At 64.1% G+C, this 16929-nt stretch carries 15 protein-coding genes; 5 read left to right on the top strand and 10 right to left on the bottom strand.

From position 1 onward, the window contains the following. Window position 1: 1 nt before the first annotated feature. Entirely contained in the window at window positions 2-265 is a 264-nt protein-coding gene (infA, locus tag AC07NK_RS05125) for a translation initiation factor IF-1 (RefSeq protein WP_495161003.1), read from the top strand. Window positions 266-384: 119 nt separating this feature from the next. On the opposite strand, the gene AC07NK_RS05130 is transcribed toward infA, so the two are convergent. The 3 genes from AC07NK_RS05130 to AC07NK_RS05140 form a co-directional block, all read right to left on the bottom strand. Further along, the gene (locus tag AC07NK_RS05130; protein ID WP_495169477.1) at window positions 385-594 is read right to left on the bottom strand and encodes a hypothetical protein; all 210 of its coding nucleotides are present in this window, start codon (window positions 592-594) and stop codon (window positions 385-387) included. Between the two features lie 29 nt (window positions 595-623). Further along, window positions 624-2249: a chaperonin GroEL gene (groL, locus tag AC07NK_RS05135; RefSeq protein WP_495169478.1), complete on the bottom strand. Its 1626-nt coding sequence runs from the start codon at window positions 2247-2249 to the stop codon at window positions 624-626. Between the two features lie 149 nt (window positions 2250-2398). After that, on the bottom strand, window positions 2399-2644 hold the full coding sequence (locus tag AC07NK_RS05140; RefSeq protein WP_495169479.1) for a hypothetical protein: 246 nt from the start codon (window positions 2642-2644) through the stop codon (window positions 2399-2401). A gap of 163 nt (window positions 2645-2807) precedes the next feature. Here AC07NK_RS05140 and AC07NK_RS05145 point away from each other — a divergent pair, with 163 nt between their 5' ends. The 4 genes from AC07NK_RS05145 to AC07NK_RS05160 all read left to right on the top strand — a co-directional run bounded on the left by AC07NK_RS05145 (window position 2808) and on the right by AC07NK_RS05160 (window position 4828). Continuing rightward, entirely contained in the window at window positions 2808-3155 is a 348-nt protein-coding gene (locus AC07NK_RS05145; protein ID WP_495169480.1) for a YegP family protein, read from the top strand. Between the two features lie 82 nt (window positions 3156-3237). After that, window positions 3238-3420 carry a hypothetical protein gene (locus AC07NK_RS05150; protein WP_495169481.1) on the top strand — a complete coding sequence of 61 codons (183 nt, stop codon included), beginning with the start codon at window positions 3238-3240 and terminating at the stop codon, window positions 3418-3420. Window positions 3421-3485: 65 nt separating this feature from the next. After that, a complete protein-coding gene (locus AC07NK_RS05155; RefSeq protein ID WP_495169482.1) occupies window positions 3486-3665 on the top strand; it encodes a hypothetical protein in 180 nt (59 codons plus the stop codon). Between the two features lie 59 nt (window positions 3666-3724). Then, window positions 3725-4828, top strand: coding sequence for a calcium:cation antiporter (locus AC07NK_RS05160; protein WP_495169483.1), 1104 nt, complete (start codon window positions 3725-3727; stop codon window positions 4826-4828). Window positions 4829-4943: 115 nt separating this feature from the next. Here AC07NK_RS05160 and AC07NK_RS05165 read toward each other — a convergent pair whose 3' ends face one another. From AC07NK_RS05165 to AC07NK_RS05195, 7 genes are all read right to left on the bottom strand, one after another. Further along, complete coding sequence (locus tag AC07NK_RS05165) at window positions 4944-7694, bottom strand: autotransporter family protein (protein WP_495169484.1); 2751 nt, start codon at window positions 7692-7694, stop codon at window positions 4944-4946. Between the two features lie 250 nt (window positions 7695-7944). After that, window positions 7945-8961, bottom strand: coding sequence for an LLM class flavin-dependent oxidoreductase (locus AC07NK_RS05170; RefSeq protein ID WP_495169485.1), 1017 nt, complete (start codon window positions 8959-8961; stop codon window positions 7945-7947). A 709-nt stretch (window positions 8962-9670) separates the two neighbouring features. After that, window positions 9671-11779 carry a phosphocholine-specific phospholipase C gene (locus AC07NK_RS05175; protein ID WP_495169486.1) on the bottom strand — a complete coding sequence of 703 codons (2109 nt, stop codon included), beginning with the start codon at window positions 11777-11779 and terminating at the stop codon, window positions 9671-9673. 34 nt (window positions 11780-11813) lie between these two features. After that, the gene (gene phnE, locus AC07NK_RS05180; RefSeq protein ID WP_495169487.1) at window positions 11814-12812 is read right to left on the bottom strand and encodes a phosphonate ABC transporter, permease protein PhnE; all 999 of its coding nucleotides are present in this window, start codon (window positions 12810-12812) and stop codon (window positions 11814-11816) included. Next, window positions 12809-13459, bottom strand: coding sequence for a phosphonate ABC transporter ATP-binding protein (locus AC07NK_RS05185; protein WP_495169488.1), 651 nt, complete (start codon window positions 13457-13459; stop codon window positions 12809-12811). Before AC07NK_RS05185 ends, phnE begins: the two co-directional genes overlap by 4 nt. A gap of 49 nt (window positions 13460-13508) precedes the next feature. Then, window positions 13509-14435, bottom strand: coding sequence for a phosphate/phosphite/phosphonate ABC transporter substrate-binding protein (locus AC07NK_RS05190; protein WP_495169489.1), 927 nt, complete (start codon window positions 14433-14435; stop codon window positions 13509-13511). A gap of 120 nt (window positions 14436-14555) precedes the next feature. After that, complete coding sequence (locus tag AC07NK_RS05195) at window positions 14556-16715, bottom strand: TonB-dependent receptor plug domain-containing protein (protein WP_495169490.1); 2160 nt, start codon at window positions 16713-16715, stop codon at window positions 14556-14558. Window positions 16716-16929 lie beyond the last annotated feature (214 nt).

Below are 16929 nucleotides of genomic sequence, written 5' to 3' on the forward strand. Positions count from 1 at the left end.
GATGGCGAAGGAAGAGCTGATGACCTTCGACGGCATGATCGACGAGATCCTGCCCGATGGCCGCTTTCGCGTCCTGCTGGAGAATGACCATCAGATCATCGCCTATACGGCGGGCCGGATGCGGCGAAACCGTATCCGCTCGGTCGTCGGCGATCGCGTCCAGGTGGAAATGACACCCTACGACCTCGACAAGGGCCGTATCATCTATCGTGAGAGAACGCCGGGATCAGGGTTCGGTACGCCGCGTGGCGCCCGTCGACGCTAGAGCATTTCCCGGAGCAGTTGCGCGGGCGGTTACCGATATGCGCATCCCAGATTTTGCTGAGGGTCACACTCTCCCTTCAGGCGAAGCACAAGGCATGCGCGCGAGCCGAAAGTAGCGCGCTATTTGGTGGCGATCTCATTCGCTTCGGCACGATAGGTCTCGCGAACGAACGCGCGTGCCGCCGTCTGTGTCCGAAATGTATCTCCCAGCACCTCGCTCGACACGAGCGGGTAGCCCTGCGAGTTGAATCTGGTCGTGCGCAGTGTGACGCGGAATAGCCCGTCCTCATCCTTGGTCACGAGAAAAGGGCGGACAGGGACTTTCGACATACCGCTACTCCTGAAGGGGGTGAACTGCATCAGTAACCGCTGCCCGTCGCCTTGATCGGCGAGGGCGGTAAATGTGCCTGGACATCGACGATCGCAGCTTCGGTGGTGAGTAGCAGCCCGGCCACCGACGCCGCATCCTGAAGCGCGGAGCGGACAACCAATGTCGGATCGATCACCCCCGCTTCGATCAGGTTTTCATAGATTTCGGTCTGGGCGTTGAAGCCCATGTCACTGTCGTTGCCGTCCGCTAGCCGGGCGGCGACGACCCCGCCATCGTGACCGGCATTCTCGGCGATCTGACGGAGCGGTGCCGGCAACGACTTGCGAACGATGTCGATGCCGCGGGTCTGGTCGTCATTGGCGCCGAGCAACCCGTCGAGCGCACGCGAAGCATAGAGCAGCGCGGCACCGCCACCGGTAACGATCCCTTCCTCGACTGCGGCGCGCGTTGCGTGCAGCGCGTCGTCGATCCGGTCCTTGCGTTCGCGCATCTCGACTTCGGTCGAAGCGCCGACGCGAATGATTGCGACGCCGCCGGAAAGCCTGGACAGCCGCTCCTGCAGCTTCTCCTGGTCATATTCGCTCGAACTCAGTTCGATCTGTTGCTTGATGGCGCCGACCCGGCCGGCGATCGCCGTGGCATCGCCCGCGCCATCGATGATCGTCGTGTCGTTGCGATCGATCGTCACGCGCCGGGCGGTACCAAGCTCTTCGAGCGCGATATGCTCCAATTTAGTGCCGAGGTCGGGGGATACGACGATTCCGCCGGTCAGGATGGCGATGTCCTCGAGCATCGCCTTGCGGCGGTCGCCGAAGCCCGGCGCCTTGACGGCCGCGACATTGAGTCCGCCGCGAAGCTTGTTGACGACCAGCGTGGCGAGCGCTTCGCCATCGATGTCTTCGGCAATGATCAGCAATGGCCGGCCCGACTGGGCGACGGCCTCCAGCACCGGTAGCAGCGGATGGAGGTTGGAGAGCTTCTTCTCGTGGAGCAGGACATATGGGTCGTTGAGCGCGACGATCATCTTCCGCGTATCGGTGATGAAATAGGGGCTGAGATAGCCTTGATCGAACTGCATACCCTCGACGATCTCAAGCTCGAACTCGGTGCCGCGGGCGTCCTCGATCGAGATGAGGCCTTCCTTCCCGACCTTGTCCATCGCGGCGGCAATCATCCGGCCGATCTCGACATCGCCATTGGCGGAGACGATGCCGACCTGAGCGATCTCTTCGGTGCCAGAGACCGCCCGTGACCGCGCCATCAGATCCGCTACTACTCGTGCAACCCCGAGGTCGATGCCGCGCTTGAGGTCGATCGGACTCGCACCCGCAGCCACCGATTTCATGCCTTCACGTGCGATCGCCTGTGCCAGTACGGTCGCCGTGGTCGTGCCGTCACCGGCATGGTCCTGGGTTTGCGAGGCCACTGCGAGCAGAAGTTGCGCGCCCAGATTCTCGAACTTGTCGCTGAACTGCATTTCCTTGGCGACGGTAACGCCATCCTTGGTGATGAGCGGGGCACCATAGCCGCGATCGATCAGGACGTTGCGGCCCTTCGGTCCCAGCGTCACCCGTACCGCGTCGGCGAGCCTGTCGACACCGCGCATGATGCGTTCGCGCGCGTCACGCGCAAACCTGATGTCTCTTGCTGTCATGAGAATGAGCCGTTCGGGTCGCTGGGCCGCGACGGACACGTCGCTTTCACAACCGGAAGCCAGCGCCGCCTATGCGAATGGGCATGCCGGAACGACACGCCAGTGCTTCGCATGTGGGCGTTACCGCACCCGCCCGCAAGTGCCGCCGGCTATCGTGCGTCTGCTGCGACCGCCGCGTCGAGCTCGTCGCCATCCACCGTGCACATGCGCATGCCGGACGCCGTAGGAACGAACAACAAAGTCGCCACGCGCCGGAACGCATTGTGACCGAGTCCCTCCAGAACCTCCTCGTCGGTCTCGACGTTGTAGCGGCCGGGCGGGAGCTCTTCTCCGATGCCCTTGAGCCGGAATGGAGATCCGAAGGTGAGCGTTGCGCGCGTCGTGCGGATCGTCATCGTTATTCTCCCGGACGGCTCGCCGCCGCGACTGATCGTAGCACGGGATGGTCAATTGCAGTGAATGCGCCTATGCTCGATGGATCGTCGCCCTACACGCTTCGCAAGCGCGCGACGCCCGAGAGAAACGGATTTGCTCCCGCTTGCCGAAGGGAGAAATCACGTGACGAACAGCTTTGCACATCATGGGTTCGATGAACCGCGGCGCTGCGCAGCCGAGGTGCCGGAAGATGTCGCCGGTGCGCTCACGGCGCTTGCGGAACCCGTTGCCCCGACACCCCGCCAAGCCTTGGCGAGAGAAGCCTATTTCGAGATCTATCGGACGGATCGCGTGAACCTCACCTCGATCCTCTTTTCAGGTGGCGACTGGCGCTGGCGATTCTGTGCATCGGACGGCCAACCGGTCGCCAGTGGCGCGGGCTATGTCACGGAGCGAGCGTGCATGAACGCTGTGGCGGCGCTTCGGGCTGGCGCCGGCTCAGCCAGGGTTCGTCAGCAAGACTGTCGCTAAACACGATTCGCTATGGCGCCAATGGGATCAGGATAGAAGATCCGGTTCAACACGTTGTCATCGAGGCGCGAACACCAAGAAGGTGCGCCTGTCGAACCGCACGTTGCGAAGCCACCGCAACCTCAGAGGAGTCGTGGCGCGGAACATTGCTCAGATTCCGCCGATCGCGAGCAACTTCGTTGGCGCCCCGGACAACTTCACGGCGATGTCGATGACGGTCACGGGCACCGAAGACGATCGCGACGAAATCACCGCAGCCGCCTGAGGGGGCTGTCACCGGGCATCCCGCTCGAATATCGCGCCGCGATCTGCGGCCAGAGGAGGTTCATTATGGAACCACGACTAATCGCCGCCTATCTGCTCATGCTTCTGCTCGCGATCTTCGTCGCGACGGTCATCGGCTACTTATATTATCACGCGCATACTCGCAGCTACGCTCGGCATTTGCGGCGTGAGGCACGCGAAGATGCACGCCGTGTCGCGGAACGCAAACAGGCGTCACCCGATTGATCCAGCCCATCTCCAGCAACGGTTGACAACTCTCAATTTCGGGGCTCGTTGAAGAGTTGATGAAATCCTCGCTTCTTCGGCTGGCGGTGGCATGGACAACTGTCGCGGCCATGTATGCTGGCGACCCCGTCCGGCTGGTCGGCACGCATCCCGCGATCACAGCCCTTCTCTTCATCTGGCTGTTGGGTGCGATCCTGTGGGCGGCGTTCGGCGTGGTTCATGAAGCCGAGGAAGTGGCCGAGCGGCTAGGCGAACCGCTTGGAACGCTGGTCCTGACCCTCTCGATCGTCATCATCGAGGTCGCGCTGATCGCGGCTGTGATGCTGAGCGCGCAGCATGTACCTACGCTCGGCCGCGACACGATGTTCGCCGTGCTGATGATCGTCCTCAACGGCGTCGTCGGCCTTTGCCTGCTCGTCGGCGGGCTGCGGTTCCATCAACAAACCTATAATCTGCAGGGCGCAAGCGCCTATCTCGCAGTCATCATTCCGCTCAGCGTGATCGCGCTGGTGCTGCCCAACTTCACGATATCGAGCGCCGTGGGGGCGCTCTCACTGCCGCAGGCCTTGAGCTTCTCCGCCTTCACAATCGCACTCTATGGAGGTTTCCTCTGGCTCCAGACGGGCAGGCATCGCGGGTTCTTCCTGCCCGCCAGCGGAAACGCGCAGGACGCGGTAGCGAGACCGCTGCCGCGTCAGCAACGTGCTCCGGGAACGACTAGAATGCGCATCGCATTGCTGGTCATCAATATCCTGCCGATCGTGCTGCTTTCCAAGCATCTCGCCAAGCTGCTCGACCATGGCATAGCTGTCCTCGGCGCCCCGCCTGCACTGGGCGGTATTCTGATCGCTCTGATCGTCTTCACGCCCGAAGGCATCTCCGCGCTGAAAGCGGTTGCGGCCAATCAGCTGACGCGCGCGATCAACCTGTGCCTGGGCGCCGCCACCTCTACGCTGGGCCTGACGGTGCCGGTGGTGCTTTTCATCGGCCTGGCCACCGGCCAGCCTGTGATCCTCGGCGTATCCCCTGCGAACATGGTACTTCTTGCCGTGACACTCATGCTCAACACGCTGACATTCTCGGGGACGCGTACGACGATGCTGGAGGGCGCGGTGCACCTCTCGCTGTTCTTTGTATTCCTTGTCCTGATCTTCAGCCCCTGAGGCTTAGGGGCTGCCTGGCCCCTCCAGAGCAGCCCAAGCGCGATCCAGGAGCGTGGCACGAACACCACCGCGGTCATCGTTCAATGCGATCAGCCTGCGGCGGCACCTGGTATCCCTACCAGCCGATCGTCAGACCCGCTGTCCCGCTCCAGCGGCGGGTTCGCGGCCCATCGACCTCGAACCCGTAATCGCCCTTTGCATGGATCGCGACATTCCGGCCAAAGCGCGCGACAAAACCCAGCCCGACCTCGGCTTCGTTGCGATCGAGCTCGGTGCGGATGGGGTTGGCTCCAAAGCGGGTGTCCTGTTTCCCGGATAGGCCCTTCCACAGGCTGGCATGGAGATAGGGATGCAATCGCCGCTCCTCATCGCCATAGTCCCCTTGGAGACGCAGGCCGAGGCGTCCGGTCCATGATTGGCCCGCGGCAAAGTCGATCGTGGAGAATGAGTCCGCGCCGTCGTCTAGCGTGATCCGCTGCCAGACGATCTGCGCTTGCGGCTCCAGCGTCCAGCGGCCCGATAGCGCAAGCGGGTAGCCTGCCTCGAGCGAGGCGGCCCAGCCGCGACCGTCGACATCGACGCCGAGCCCGGTGCTGGCGACGGTCTCGCCGTCGAACCAGCTGCGCATCACCACCACATCGACATACCAGCCGCTGTCGCCCACCAAAGTGACATAGCCGCCAGCACTGGTGCTCTTGAGGTCGGCATGACCGACAGTGAGGTTGTTCCAGCCCAGCGCGCGGCCGCGAACGATGCCGTCGGTGCCCGTTCGCCCGACAAAAGCGCCAAGGCGTGCGTTGACGCCCTCCTCCTCGCCCCAGCCGACCAGATCCTGCCCGATCTGGAATCCGGTGAGATCGCCATCGAACGAGGGAGCAACATCGCCCTTCCAGCCGATCTCGCTGGCTTCGGCGAATACGCGCCCCCAGGTTGCAGGCAGCACTCCGCCGCCGCGAAGCAATCCCTGCTCGCCCCGGCGCTCATGGAAGGTGCCGAGCGTCGCCGCAGCGAGATGGTGTGCGATCGGCACCGCGGAGACATAAACCGGTACCTCCGGGCGGTAGAGCGGCACGACCTCCGCCACAACGGGCGTTGCCCCAGGCGTTGGTGGCTCGACCACGACTGCCGGATTGGGCGAAGGCACCGGCGCGGACTCTACCGACGGCTCGGGCGGTGCCGGCGGTGGCGCGGGTGGAGGTGCGGGCGGTGGCGCAGGTGTCGGCGGCGGTGCCGGGTCGGTCACGGTCACCGGCGGCGCTGGATCGACCGGATCGGGATCGATCGGGGTCGGCTCGGGCGGAAGTGGCGGTGGTGGCGGAGTCGGCGGCGGCGGCGGCGCAGGCGGTTCGGGCGGCGCCGGCGCGGGTGGCGGCGGCAGCGGGGTGAGCGCCGGTGGAGCCGGGGCAGGCTCGGGCGGCGGTGTAGCGCCGGGCGGGGTCACCAGCGTCGAGCGCAAATACCAATTGTCGGTGGTGCCCGCCGAAACGCCGCCCTTGAACAGATAATATTCGAAGGCGCCGACCGCGACACGATGGTTGAGCGAGAAGGCACCGCTGGCAGTCGTCCCCCCGTTGATCGTCTCGACCACCAGGATGCCATTCTGCGTCGTTGCGGCCCCGCTCCCCCCAACATTCGCGATCGTGACGCTGGTCGTCCCCGTCGCCGAGCCGTTATCGATCACCAGCCTGTCCGATGCCGAAGCGTCATTGCCTAGCTCGGTATTGAGCAGCAGAAGTCCACCGTTGCCGACATAGTCGCCGCGCACGGTGAAGCGGTCCTCCGGCCCGCCACTGCCATTGGTGAGGTCGATGCGGCCCGCGTTGACCATCCGCGCACGCTGGCCTGCGGTGAACGCGGCGATGCCGCCATGCATGCCGCCGCCGAAGATCGTGCTCGACGCATCGAGCGCGAAGACGCCGGTTCCGGTCCCGGCATCGCCGAGCGTCAGGAAACGGTCGAAGGTCAGTTCGGTGTCGCTGGTCGCGTCGATGCGCTCCCAGCCGTCGAACCGCGCGACATTGCCGGTCGTGACGTTGGCGAAGGTCAGGGTATCGGTTCCTTCGCCGCCGGTGATCCGCGGGCTGCGGCCAAGATTGGCATCGGTCAGATTGGTGAGTTGCGCGCTGTCATTGTCGCCGCCCAGATCGACGGCGCCGTGCACCACGCCGCCGCCGTTCCAGACGAACCGGTCGGTGCCGACGCTCAGCAGCACGTCGCCGCCGATCGATCCGCCGGTAACCGTGACGTTGTCGGTGCCGCCGGACACGCTGATGTTGCCACCGATCGTACCGCCCGACACAATGATCGTGTCATTGCCGAACCCAGCGACGAGGTTGCGGTCGATCGTGCCGCCCGACATGTCGAACAAATTGTCCGCCAGCTTCATGTTGACGCGGCCGATACGGCCGCCGGTCATCACCGCACGATCGCCATCGTCAAAGGCATCGACGATGCGTCCGCCGGACATAAAGAAGGTGTCGAGCGCGCCGCCCTGATTCAGCGTGTTGATCTCACCCCCGGTCATGATGAAGTCGTCGATACCTTCACCCTGCTGCAACTGACCCGTGACGATTCCTGCGCTGATCTCGAACCGGTCGGCCCCGTCTCCCTGATCGACCGCACCGTTGATCCGACCAGAGGCGACGAGAATGGCGTCGGCGCCGCCACCGAATGTCACGTTGCCGTTGATCGTCCCGCTCCCGCCGCCTGGCAGGGTTAGGCGGTTGTTCCCGCCTGGATCGGCGAGCCCGGCTGGCGCGGTTCCACTATCGCAGACATAGACGTCGTCGCCAGCGGTCGGCGTGAGGACACAGTCGGCGTAGGCGGGCGATGCCGCGCAGACCGAGATCCCTGCGGCGTTGGACAACAAGATGAGCTTCCGGCGTGTGCCGATCCGGGCCAAGCGGCTCCACGATACCATGGGCATTCTCCCCTTCTGGGTCGTATGCCCCCCAATCTATTCTTAGGTACGGGTGCGTTACCAAATTACCAATTTGCGTAATGGCGGCTTTCGGGATTCCCTGCGGACAGGCTGAACGACCGCAATTAGGGCGCGTAGCTGACAAATGCGATGATGGGGGTGAGAGCGGGGGTATTGACCCCATTGTGCTCTTGGTTCAGCGCCAGCCCAAAGCCGGCGCGACATGCGTCAAAATGCTCTCGAGTACGTGTGCGTTGTAATCGACACCAAGCTGATTTGGGACGGTCAGGAGCAAGGTATCGGCCTCGGCAATCGCTTCATCAGCGCGCAGTTGTTCGATCAGCTTGTCCGGCTCGGCGGCATAGGAGCGGCCGAACACAGCGCGCATATTGTCGATCACGCCAATCTGATCATTATCATCGCCTCGCCCGAAATAGCCGCGGTCCTCGTCGTTGGTGAGCGCGAAGATTGAGCGTGAGACAGATACCTGCGGTTCATGGGCGTGACCTGCCGCTTGCCACGCGGCGCGGTAGGTTCGGATTTGCTTCGCCTGCTGGACGTGAAAGGGTTCCCCGCTCTCGTCCGCCTTCAACGTAGAGCTTTGTAAATTCATGCCCTGCTGGGCCGCCCATATTGCCGTCGCATCCGATGCGGAGCCCCACCAGATACGTTCGCGCAATCCTGCCGAGTGTGGCTCAAGCCGAAGTAGCCCCGGCGGATTGGGGAACATGGGACGCGGATTGGGTTGGGCAAAACCTTCCCCCTTGAGCAGGTCGAGGAACACTTTGGCATGGCGACGGCCCATGTCCGCGTCGCTCTCCCCGGCGGCTGGCGCATAGCCGAAATGCCGCCAGCCCTCGATCACCTGCTCTGGAGATCCCCGGCTGATGCCGAGCTGAAGGCGCCCGCCGCTGATCAGATCTGCGGCACCGGCATCCTCGGCCGTGTAGAACGGGTTTTCGTAGCGCATATCGATCACGCCCGTGCCGATCTCGATGCGCTTGGTCTTGGCTCCCACGGCGGCAAGCAGCGGGAACGGTGAGGCCAGCTGCCGGGCAAAATGATGTACCCGGAAATAGGCTCCGTCGGCGCCCAGCTCCTCCGCTGCGACCGCAAGGTCGATCGATTGCAGCAGCACATCGCTAGCCGAGCGCGTCGCCGAGTGGGGCGCGGCAGACCAATGGCCAAAGGACAGAAAGCCGATCTTCTTCATGACATCACCTGATTCTGACAGTCTTGCGAACTGGCGACGCGCAATGTCCATCGCAAGGACAGGACCGGAACCTCTGAATTTCCGATTGGTGATTGTCACGATTCCCGTCGCAGGAACGGTCGATGCATCGGCTGGTTTGACGACAGGGCGGAGCAGCTGTCACTTCCGAACCGGTTCCCGGCTGCGTTGAACCGAGGAAATGCGTTGCTGCAACGTCGATTGTTTGAAATCCGCAGACTTTCCTCACCTTGCGTCACTGTGCCGCGTGGCCATCTTCTGACCGACCTTTATTCGGATTGTAGATGACCAAAATCGTAAACGGCTCAAGCCTTCAGCCGCTTTCCGGCGGAACGCCCAAAAAGCTCGTTCTGCTCCTTCATGGTTATGGCTCGAATGGGGCCGATCTGATCTCACTTGCGCCGTACGCAAACTGAACGCGGTTGATTGAGCGCGCCCTGGCGGACTGCTGTGCAGCCTCCAGGGCTCGCAGGATCTTTGTCAGCCGCGTGGCACGCCCGACCCGGCCGGAGAGGCGTGGCGGCGGCTGGCGCTCGGCACGCGCGCGCCCGCCGCCGCGCCGGATGGCCGGCTTCGAGAGCGGTTTTTTGCTTAGCTCCCAGCAGAGCCGCCGATCGTGATGCGCAGCCAGCCATCGAGCGCGCGTAGTCCAAATCCAAGCCCGCGGCGCTCGCGATTTGCATACAGCCTGCTACGCAAACATCAGTGGATCACTGATCCCGTCGCCACCATGTTCGACGCGGCCGGCAAGGCGGGTTTCGATGCCTGGCTGTGCGACGATCAGGTCGTACCAGCCATGATCCTTCGCCAGTTTCCAGAGCTCGACGGTGACGCGCCCGGCCGCAAGTGCGACTGTCCTTGTCGCTGACGGACCATAGGCATCATGCCCGATCACAGCCTCGCCCGTGCCGGAACTGTCAGATGCAAAACCAATCGTGAGTGCGTGAGTCTTGATATCGTAGCGTGCAGCAAGACGCGATGCGGCGGCAGCACTGTCGAGCGTCCCGCGAAAACCACGGTGAAAACCGTTGGGTCCGAGTACCCACAGGTCGAATCCACCATCGGATCCGGCGGTCCAGCTGTCGTCGATGCGCTTGCCGGCCTCGACGGTGTAGCGCCGTGGAATGCGCTCCAGAGCGTTCCGATCATAGACGTGGAACACCGCACCCGCCTTGCCCTCGTTGATGAAGTCGAGCGCGATGGCGTTGCGTCCCTTATCGATCCGCGCATCGACGTGGAGCACATAGGGCAGCCCGCGTGAACGCCGCAGACCCTTTTCCTGGAACAGCGCCTCTGCTTCGCGTGGCGGCAGAGCCTTGCGGCGCTGGAGGTGCGCCGCGAGGATCGCCGCCGATCCGCTGACATCGGGCAACGCCGGGAAGGTCGTGTCCGCTGCCTTCGAGAAGTCGAAGCATGAAGTAAGGTCGCCGCAGACGGCGCGGTGCCAGGGGCTGATCGCGGGGAGGGTGACGCCGAAGCGCTTTTCGATGAACTGGCCGACCGATGTATGATCGAAGACCTGGCTGTTGACCCAGCCGCCCTTGCTCCACGGTGAAACCACATACATCGGCACACGCGGGCCAAGTCCGAAGGGCCGGGTGGTGCCCGTGATCGTATCGTCGCGTGAGGTATATTTGTCCTCATGGTCGTCGAAATAATGGCCGGGCAGCGGCAGCGTTGCCTTGCCCGCGAGCGTACCGTCGGCGTTGTAGGAGGGCGGGGCCGAGGGCGGCAGGTGATCGAACAGCCCGTCATTCTCGTCAAAGGTCTGGAAGAACACCGTGCTCGCCCAGACGTCCGGATTGGCGGTCAGTGTATCGAGCACGCGTGCGGTGAACTCGGCGCCCTCGATCGGTGTCGAGGCCGAGGGATGTTCGGACCATTCCTTGGGCGGCAGCACCCAGCTGACCGCGGGCAGCGTGCCGTTCTTCACGTCCTCGGCGAGCTTTTCGAGCGAATGATGCGACATCCCGCGCTCGGACAGCGGTGAACCCGGTTCCGCTTCGCGGAAGCCCTTGAACGCGAGGCCGCCGTGCATCGCCCCGGTCCAGTTGTCGTTGGGGTCCTGATAGATGCGCCAGTCGACCCCGGCGGCTTCGAGGACTTCGGGGATCGTCGCCCATTCGAGCGCATTGCCGGCATAGGTATAGCCCGGCTCTGGCAGCGCGCCCTTGATCCAGCAGCGCAGATTATTGGGTTCGGACCGGTCGTCGCGGCAGTTGATGCCCTTTGCGGCGACGGCGGGGTCGAAATTGGAACCCGACCAGAACACGATGCGGTTGGGATCGGTGCCGGTGGTGATCGAGCAGTGATAGGCGTCACAGATCGTGAACGCTTCGGCGAGTGCGAACTGGAAGGGGATGTCCTCGCGCCGGTAATAGCCCATCGAGTAATCGGTCTTGAACTTGGGCCACAGCCCGAACTTGCCCTGGTTCCATGCCGCCTGCGCGTCGGCGAAACTGTGCGGCGTGCCCGGCACCTTGAGCGCGTTGGTCGTCGCGGTGTCGAGGTGGAAGGGCGGCAGGTCGCGCGCGCCGTTGCTCTGCGCCCACACCGTCTTGCCGCCGGGCAGCGGGATCGGATGGCGATCGCCAAAGCCGCGCACGCCCTTCATTGTCCCGAAATAATGGTCGAAGGAGCGATTCTCCTGCATCAGGATGACGATATGGCGCACGTCGCGGATCGTGCCGGTCGTCCGCTTCGCTGGAATGGCAAGTGCACGGCCGATGCTGGCGTGGAAGGCGGCGGCGGACCCGGCGGCACCAGCCACTTTCAGGAAATCGCGTCTCGACTGGCTCATGGCTCGTACTCCGGAGGTAAAGGGGATGAGAGGATCACTGCCAGACTCGCCGAGCGCGCGCGGCGATCAGATCGAGCAGCAGGACGACAAGAAAGATGGCGATCAGGATCGTGCCGACATGGCCATATTCGTACAGGTCGAAGCGGCCCTTGAGTTCCTGTCCGATACCGCCCGCGCCGACGAGTCCGATCACCGTCGCCATGCGAACGTTGCGATCGAGTGCATAGAGCGTGCAGGCGATATGCTGGGGCAGGACTTCGGGCAGGATGGCAAAGCGCCAGGTCGCGATCCGCCCCGCGCCCATCGCCTGGAGCGCGGCTTGCGGGCGCGGATCGGCATCCTCGATATCGTCGGCATAGAATTTGCCGAGAAAGCCCGCGGAGTGAAAGGCGAGCGCGAGCACGCCGGCGATCGGCCCGAAGCCGAATGCGATGACAAGGAACAGCGCCGCGATCAGCTCGGGCATGGCCCGCAGGAACGCGGCGACGGCACGCGCGCCCGCGCCGATCGCGGGGTGCGGCGTCAGGTTGCGCGCGCCCATGAAGGCAAGCGGCCAGCCGATCGAGACCGCGAACAGCGTTCCCCAGAGCGCGATCTCGATCGTCTCGAGCATCTTCGCCGCGACGAGGAAGAGATAGCCGAACGGTTCGACCAGCCAGCCGGTGCGGACGGTGCGGGTCTCGCTGCGCAACGTATCGGGGTTGAGTTCGGCGACACGGGTCTCGACGGTCTCGATATGCGCGAACGGGGGCAGACGGCTGGGGTCGAACCCCTCGATCCGCGCGATCTCACGCCGGGTCGAAAGCTGGATCGGCACCAGCTGGCCCAGCGTGGCGCCAAGCCCGTCGCCAACCTGCGAACGCTCGGCCAGCCCCAGCGGCACCAGCACCGCTTCGCTGGTAAGTGCAACCATGCGCGGAATTTCCACGCGTTGAGCGGTGATCCAGAGGACGGCCAGCGCACCGAGCAGAATCGCGAGCGTGCGATGCCCGAATAGCGGGGGAAAGCGCCAGGTTCCGGCGGGGCTGGTCATGCTCGCATCCTCGCATCGCAAGCGGGCATCGTCTCAACGATCGTGCCACGGTCGATCGTGATGACCCGGTCGGCGAAGCGTCGCGCGAGTTCGGGCTGGTGAAGCGTGCACAGGATCGTCGCGCCGCGCCGCCGCGCTTCTTCGCGCAGGACGGTCAGCGCGCGCTCGGCGGTTGCGGGGTCGAGGCTGGCCACCGGTTCGTCCGCGAGGATCAGCCGGGGGGCGGGCAACAGCGCGCGCGCGATCGCGATCCGCTGTTGCTGGCCGCCCGACAGCGCGTCGGTACGGCAGGCGAGCTGGCCTTCCTCCAGACCGAGCGCTGCAAGCAGATCAGTCGCACGCTCGCGGTCCGCCACTCGATAGCGGCCGGTCAGTGCGCGCCAGAGTGGTCCATGCGATGCCCGTGCCGCCATGACATTGGTCGCGACGCGCGCGCGGCCGGACAGACCGAAGGCTTGCGGAATCACGCCGATCTGTCGCCGAAGCGCCGCGGAGGGGGCAATGCCGTCGATCGTCACGCGACCGGTTTTGAGGTGTTCCAACCCGCTCACGCAACGCAGCAAACTGGATTTGCCCGCGCCCGAACCGCCAAGGATCGCACAGAACTGGCCCGTCGGAATTTCCAGCGTCAGGCGGTCAAGGGCCATAAGCTCCCCGAACGCCACCGTCACATCATCGAAGCGGACCTCCATGCGTCTAGCGCTCCGCCGCCTTGCGCAGCAGCGCCGCCTTCAGCGGGCCGCTTACCTGGGCCATCCTCATCTCGGCCGACCGGAAATGCGCCGGCGTGACGTCTGCGTCGTAGCCGTCGACCTGCGCGCCGCCATAGCCGCGGATCATCTCGGGGGTGACGCCCGGACTGTGGCTGATCTTTTCAAAGGCGTCGCGCAGCTTCGCGCGCGTCGCGGCGGGCAGGCGCGTGCTCAGGATCAGCGGCGGGTAGGGGATGGGTTCGCTGCGCGCGAGCACGCGGACATTGCGGACGCCGGGCAGATCGGCCCGCACCGCCTTGTCATAGGATTCGAAAGAGAGCGCCGCGGTGTCGACCTTGCCCGCGAGCAACGCGGTGAGGCTCGCCGAATGCGAGCCCGCGATCCGCACTTCGGACAGGTCGCGCGACGGATCGATGCCCGCATCCATCAGCATGGTGACGGGAAACAGGAACGCCGCGGTCGAGTTGAGGTCCCCGAAGGCCACGCGGTGGCCACGCAGATCGCCGATCGTCCGGAACGGCGCGTCGGTGCGGACGAACAGCCCGGAATAATAGACCGAGCGGCCGCCCTTGACCGCGACGGCAAGCAGCTCGGCGCAATGGCGCTCGCGTGCCTGCAGATAGGTGACGGGGCCGACAAAGGCGATGTCGGTGGCGTTGTTGCACATCGCCTCAACCACCCCGCCATAGGACTGCGCGACCCTGAGGTCGAAGCGAAGCCCGGTCTGGTGCGCGATCGCATTGAAGATGGGGCGATAGTCCGCGAGCGTCCCGCTCTCGGTGCCGCCATCGGCGGGGATCAGGAGCACGCGCAGCGCGGGTGGTGGCGGCGTGCCCGGCGTCTTCGCAAACCAGCCGGCACCGACAGCGAGCAGCGCCGCCAGTCCGATCGCGATCGTCTTTTGCAGCATACGCACTCTCCCTCGTCCGGCGGGACGGGTGCGCGCTACGCTTGAGCTGTGACAGCGCCATGAACCGGAATCCTTCGCGATCGCACGAGCCGGCGCCGTTTCCGGCACCGGCCCGAAACGTCAGAATTTGGTGGTGTAGGAGGCGTAAATGCTGCGCGGCTTGCCCTCGAACGCATAGCCGTAGAAATAGGCCGGAGTGTTGACCTTGATGTCGCCGCGAATGAACGCCGAGCTGAAGCGCATGTTGCCGTAGCCGTAGCGCTCGGCATATTTCTCGTCGAAGATGTTGACGAGGCGCAGCTGGAACCGGTGCTGCTGCTTGTCCCCGACCCAAAGGCCGATCGATCCGTTGAGCAGGAAGTAGTTGCCGAAATTGTGGCGCAGCGCGTTGTTGACGCCGCCGGTGGCATATTCGGGGCCCTGGTAGCGCGGATAGAGCGTCAGGTGGAACCGGTTGTCCGGGCTGTGCCAGGCGACGTTGCCGCCGATCATATACTCGGGCGTCTCGTTGATCTGCAGATCGCTGCCGGCGAGATGCGCCTTCTGCCGGGTAAAGTTGACGTTGAGCGAGAAGCTCTTGCCGATCAGGACGTCGAGATCGGCGGTGAGGCCGCGAATCTCCGTCACCGGCGTGTTGTTGAAGAAGATCGACTGGCCGGGCTTCCAGTTGATGACACCCGCAGCCGCGGCTTCGGCGGCGTCCTTGGGCAGCTTGGTCTGGATGCGGCCGGTGACGTTGGTGCGGAAGGCGCCGATTTCAGCATTGATCTGGACGTCGCCGAGCGTCTTCGTGAAGCCGATCCCGCCATTGAAGGTTTCGGTCTGCTCGGTCTTGAGGTTGGGGTTGCCGATCGAGGTCGGGGTTTCGAGGAACAGCTCGTTGGTGCGCGGCAGGCTGTAGGATGTGCCGCCATTGCCGCGGATGTAGAAATCGCCGACCGGCTGGCGGAAACCGAATTTCCAGATCGTGCGCGACCCGAAGCTGTCCGCGAAATCGGTGCGGACCGCCAGCGACAGCTTCGTCTCCGGACTGAAGGGGATGACAGGGCGCAGATCGGCATAGAGGCCGGTGATCGTGTTCGCCTTGTTCGAGATCGGGAAGACCGGATCGGAGTCGTTCTTGTACGAGACGATCTGCACGCCCGTGACCAGCTCGAGCAAATTGGGCAGGGTCAGCGTGTTGCGGAAGTTGAAGCCCAGCTCGCGGAAACCGCCGACCTTCGAATCCTTGCCGAACCCCTTATTGAGATAGGGGATTGATTTCCCGGTGGCGTTGCCGAACGGGATCAGCTTGCCGCCCGACGGGTCGGGGCAGCCCGTGGCGATCTTGCAGATCTCGGCAAAGGTCTCGGTGTTGTTGAGTTGGGGGTTGCTCCAATAGCCCGCAATCTCGGTGTACAGCCGATCCGACCAGCGGCGATCGAGCGTGAAGTCGACGATCGGATAGCGCACGCGATTGGGCGAATAGGTCTCGTTGTCCGGGAACGGATCCTGAAACTCGATCTGGGTGTACTGGCCGCCAATGCGGAACTCGCTCTTCTCGTCGACCTTCCACAGATATTTGAGGCCGATATTGCTGCGGTTGAGCGGGTATTTCTGGATGCCGCCGGCGGCGGCGACATTGTCGACATAGGATTCAGGCGCGAAGATACGCGGGCCGTCGGTCTGGATCGTGCCGCCATAGACCATCACGCTGTGGCGGCCTTCGGAATCGAGGGGGAAGCTTGCATTTCCCCAGATTTCACGCGTGTTGAACGACCCATATTGGCCGCCGATCTCGAACTTGCTGGTTCCGTCGGGGCGCTTGGTGACCAGGCTGATCACGCCGATCCCGCCATTGCTTCCGAAGAACAGGCTGTTGCCCCCGCGGAAGACTTCGACCCGCTCGATCATGTGCGGATCGATCGTGGTGGTGCCCCAGATATCCTCGAGCGCGGGGCCGCGATCGTAAAGCGGGACGCCGTCGAGCACGACCAGCGTGTCGCGATCGCTGCCGCCGTCGAGGCGGATCGTATACTCGCCCTCATCCGGCGAGTAGCCGACATTGGCGCCCTTGATCAGGAACTGCGCGATCTCGGCGAAATTGGTCGCGCCTGTCGTCGCGATCTGCTGGGCATCGATGATCTGTACCTGGTTGCCAAATTCGATGGCCTGCGCGGCGAGCGGGGTCTGCTTTTCCTGCTTTCCGGTGACGACGACCTCGTCGGAGCGCTGGTCGGTTTCGGCAGTATCTCCATCGGTCTTGGCGTGTGCGATGCCGGGGAGCGCGCTGGCGGTCACGAGCAGGCCAAGGCAAAATGCGGAGCGGAGTGTTGAAGGCATGTGCACGGTGAAACCCCCGTTTGAGAAGCGGTGCACAGCGACTGCGGCCGACCCGCGCCGGAATGGCGATTCGATGTCGGCACCGCAGCGGCGTGCCGGGTCCGCCTAGGGAGAGCCTGTGACACAAAAATGAATATGAATCATTTTTGTGAATATAGAATTTGAGTTCAGT

Source organism: Sphingomonas sp. GW821-FHT09B04 (assembly GCF_059418285.1).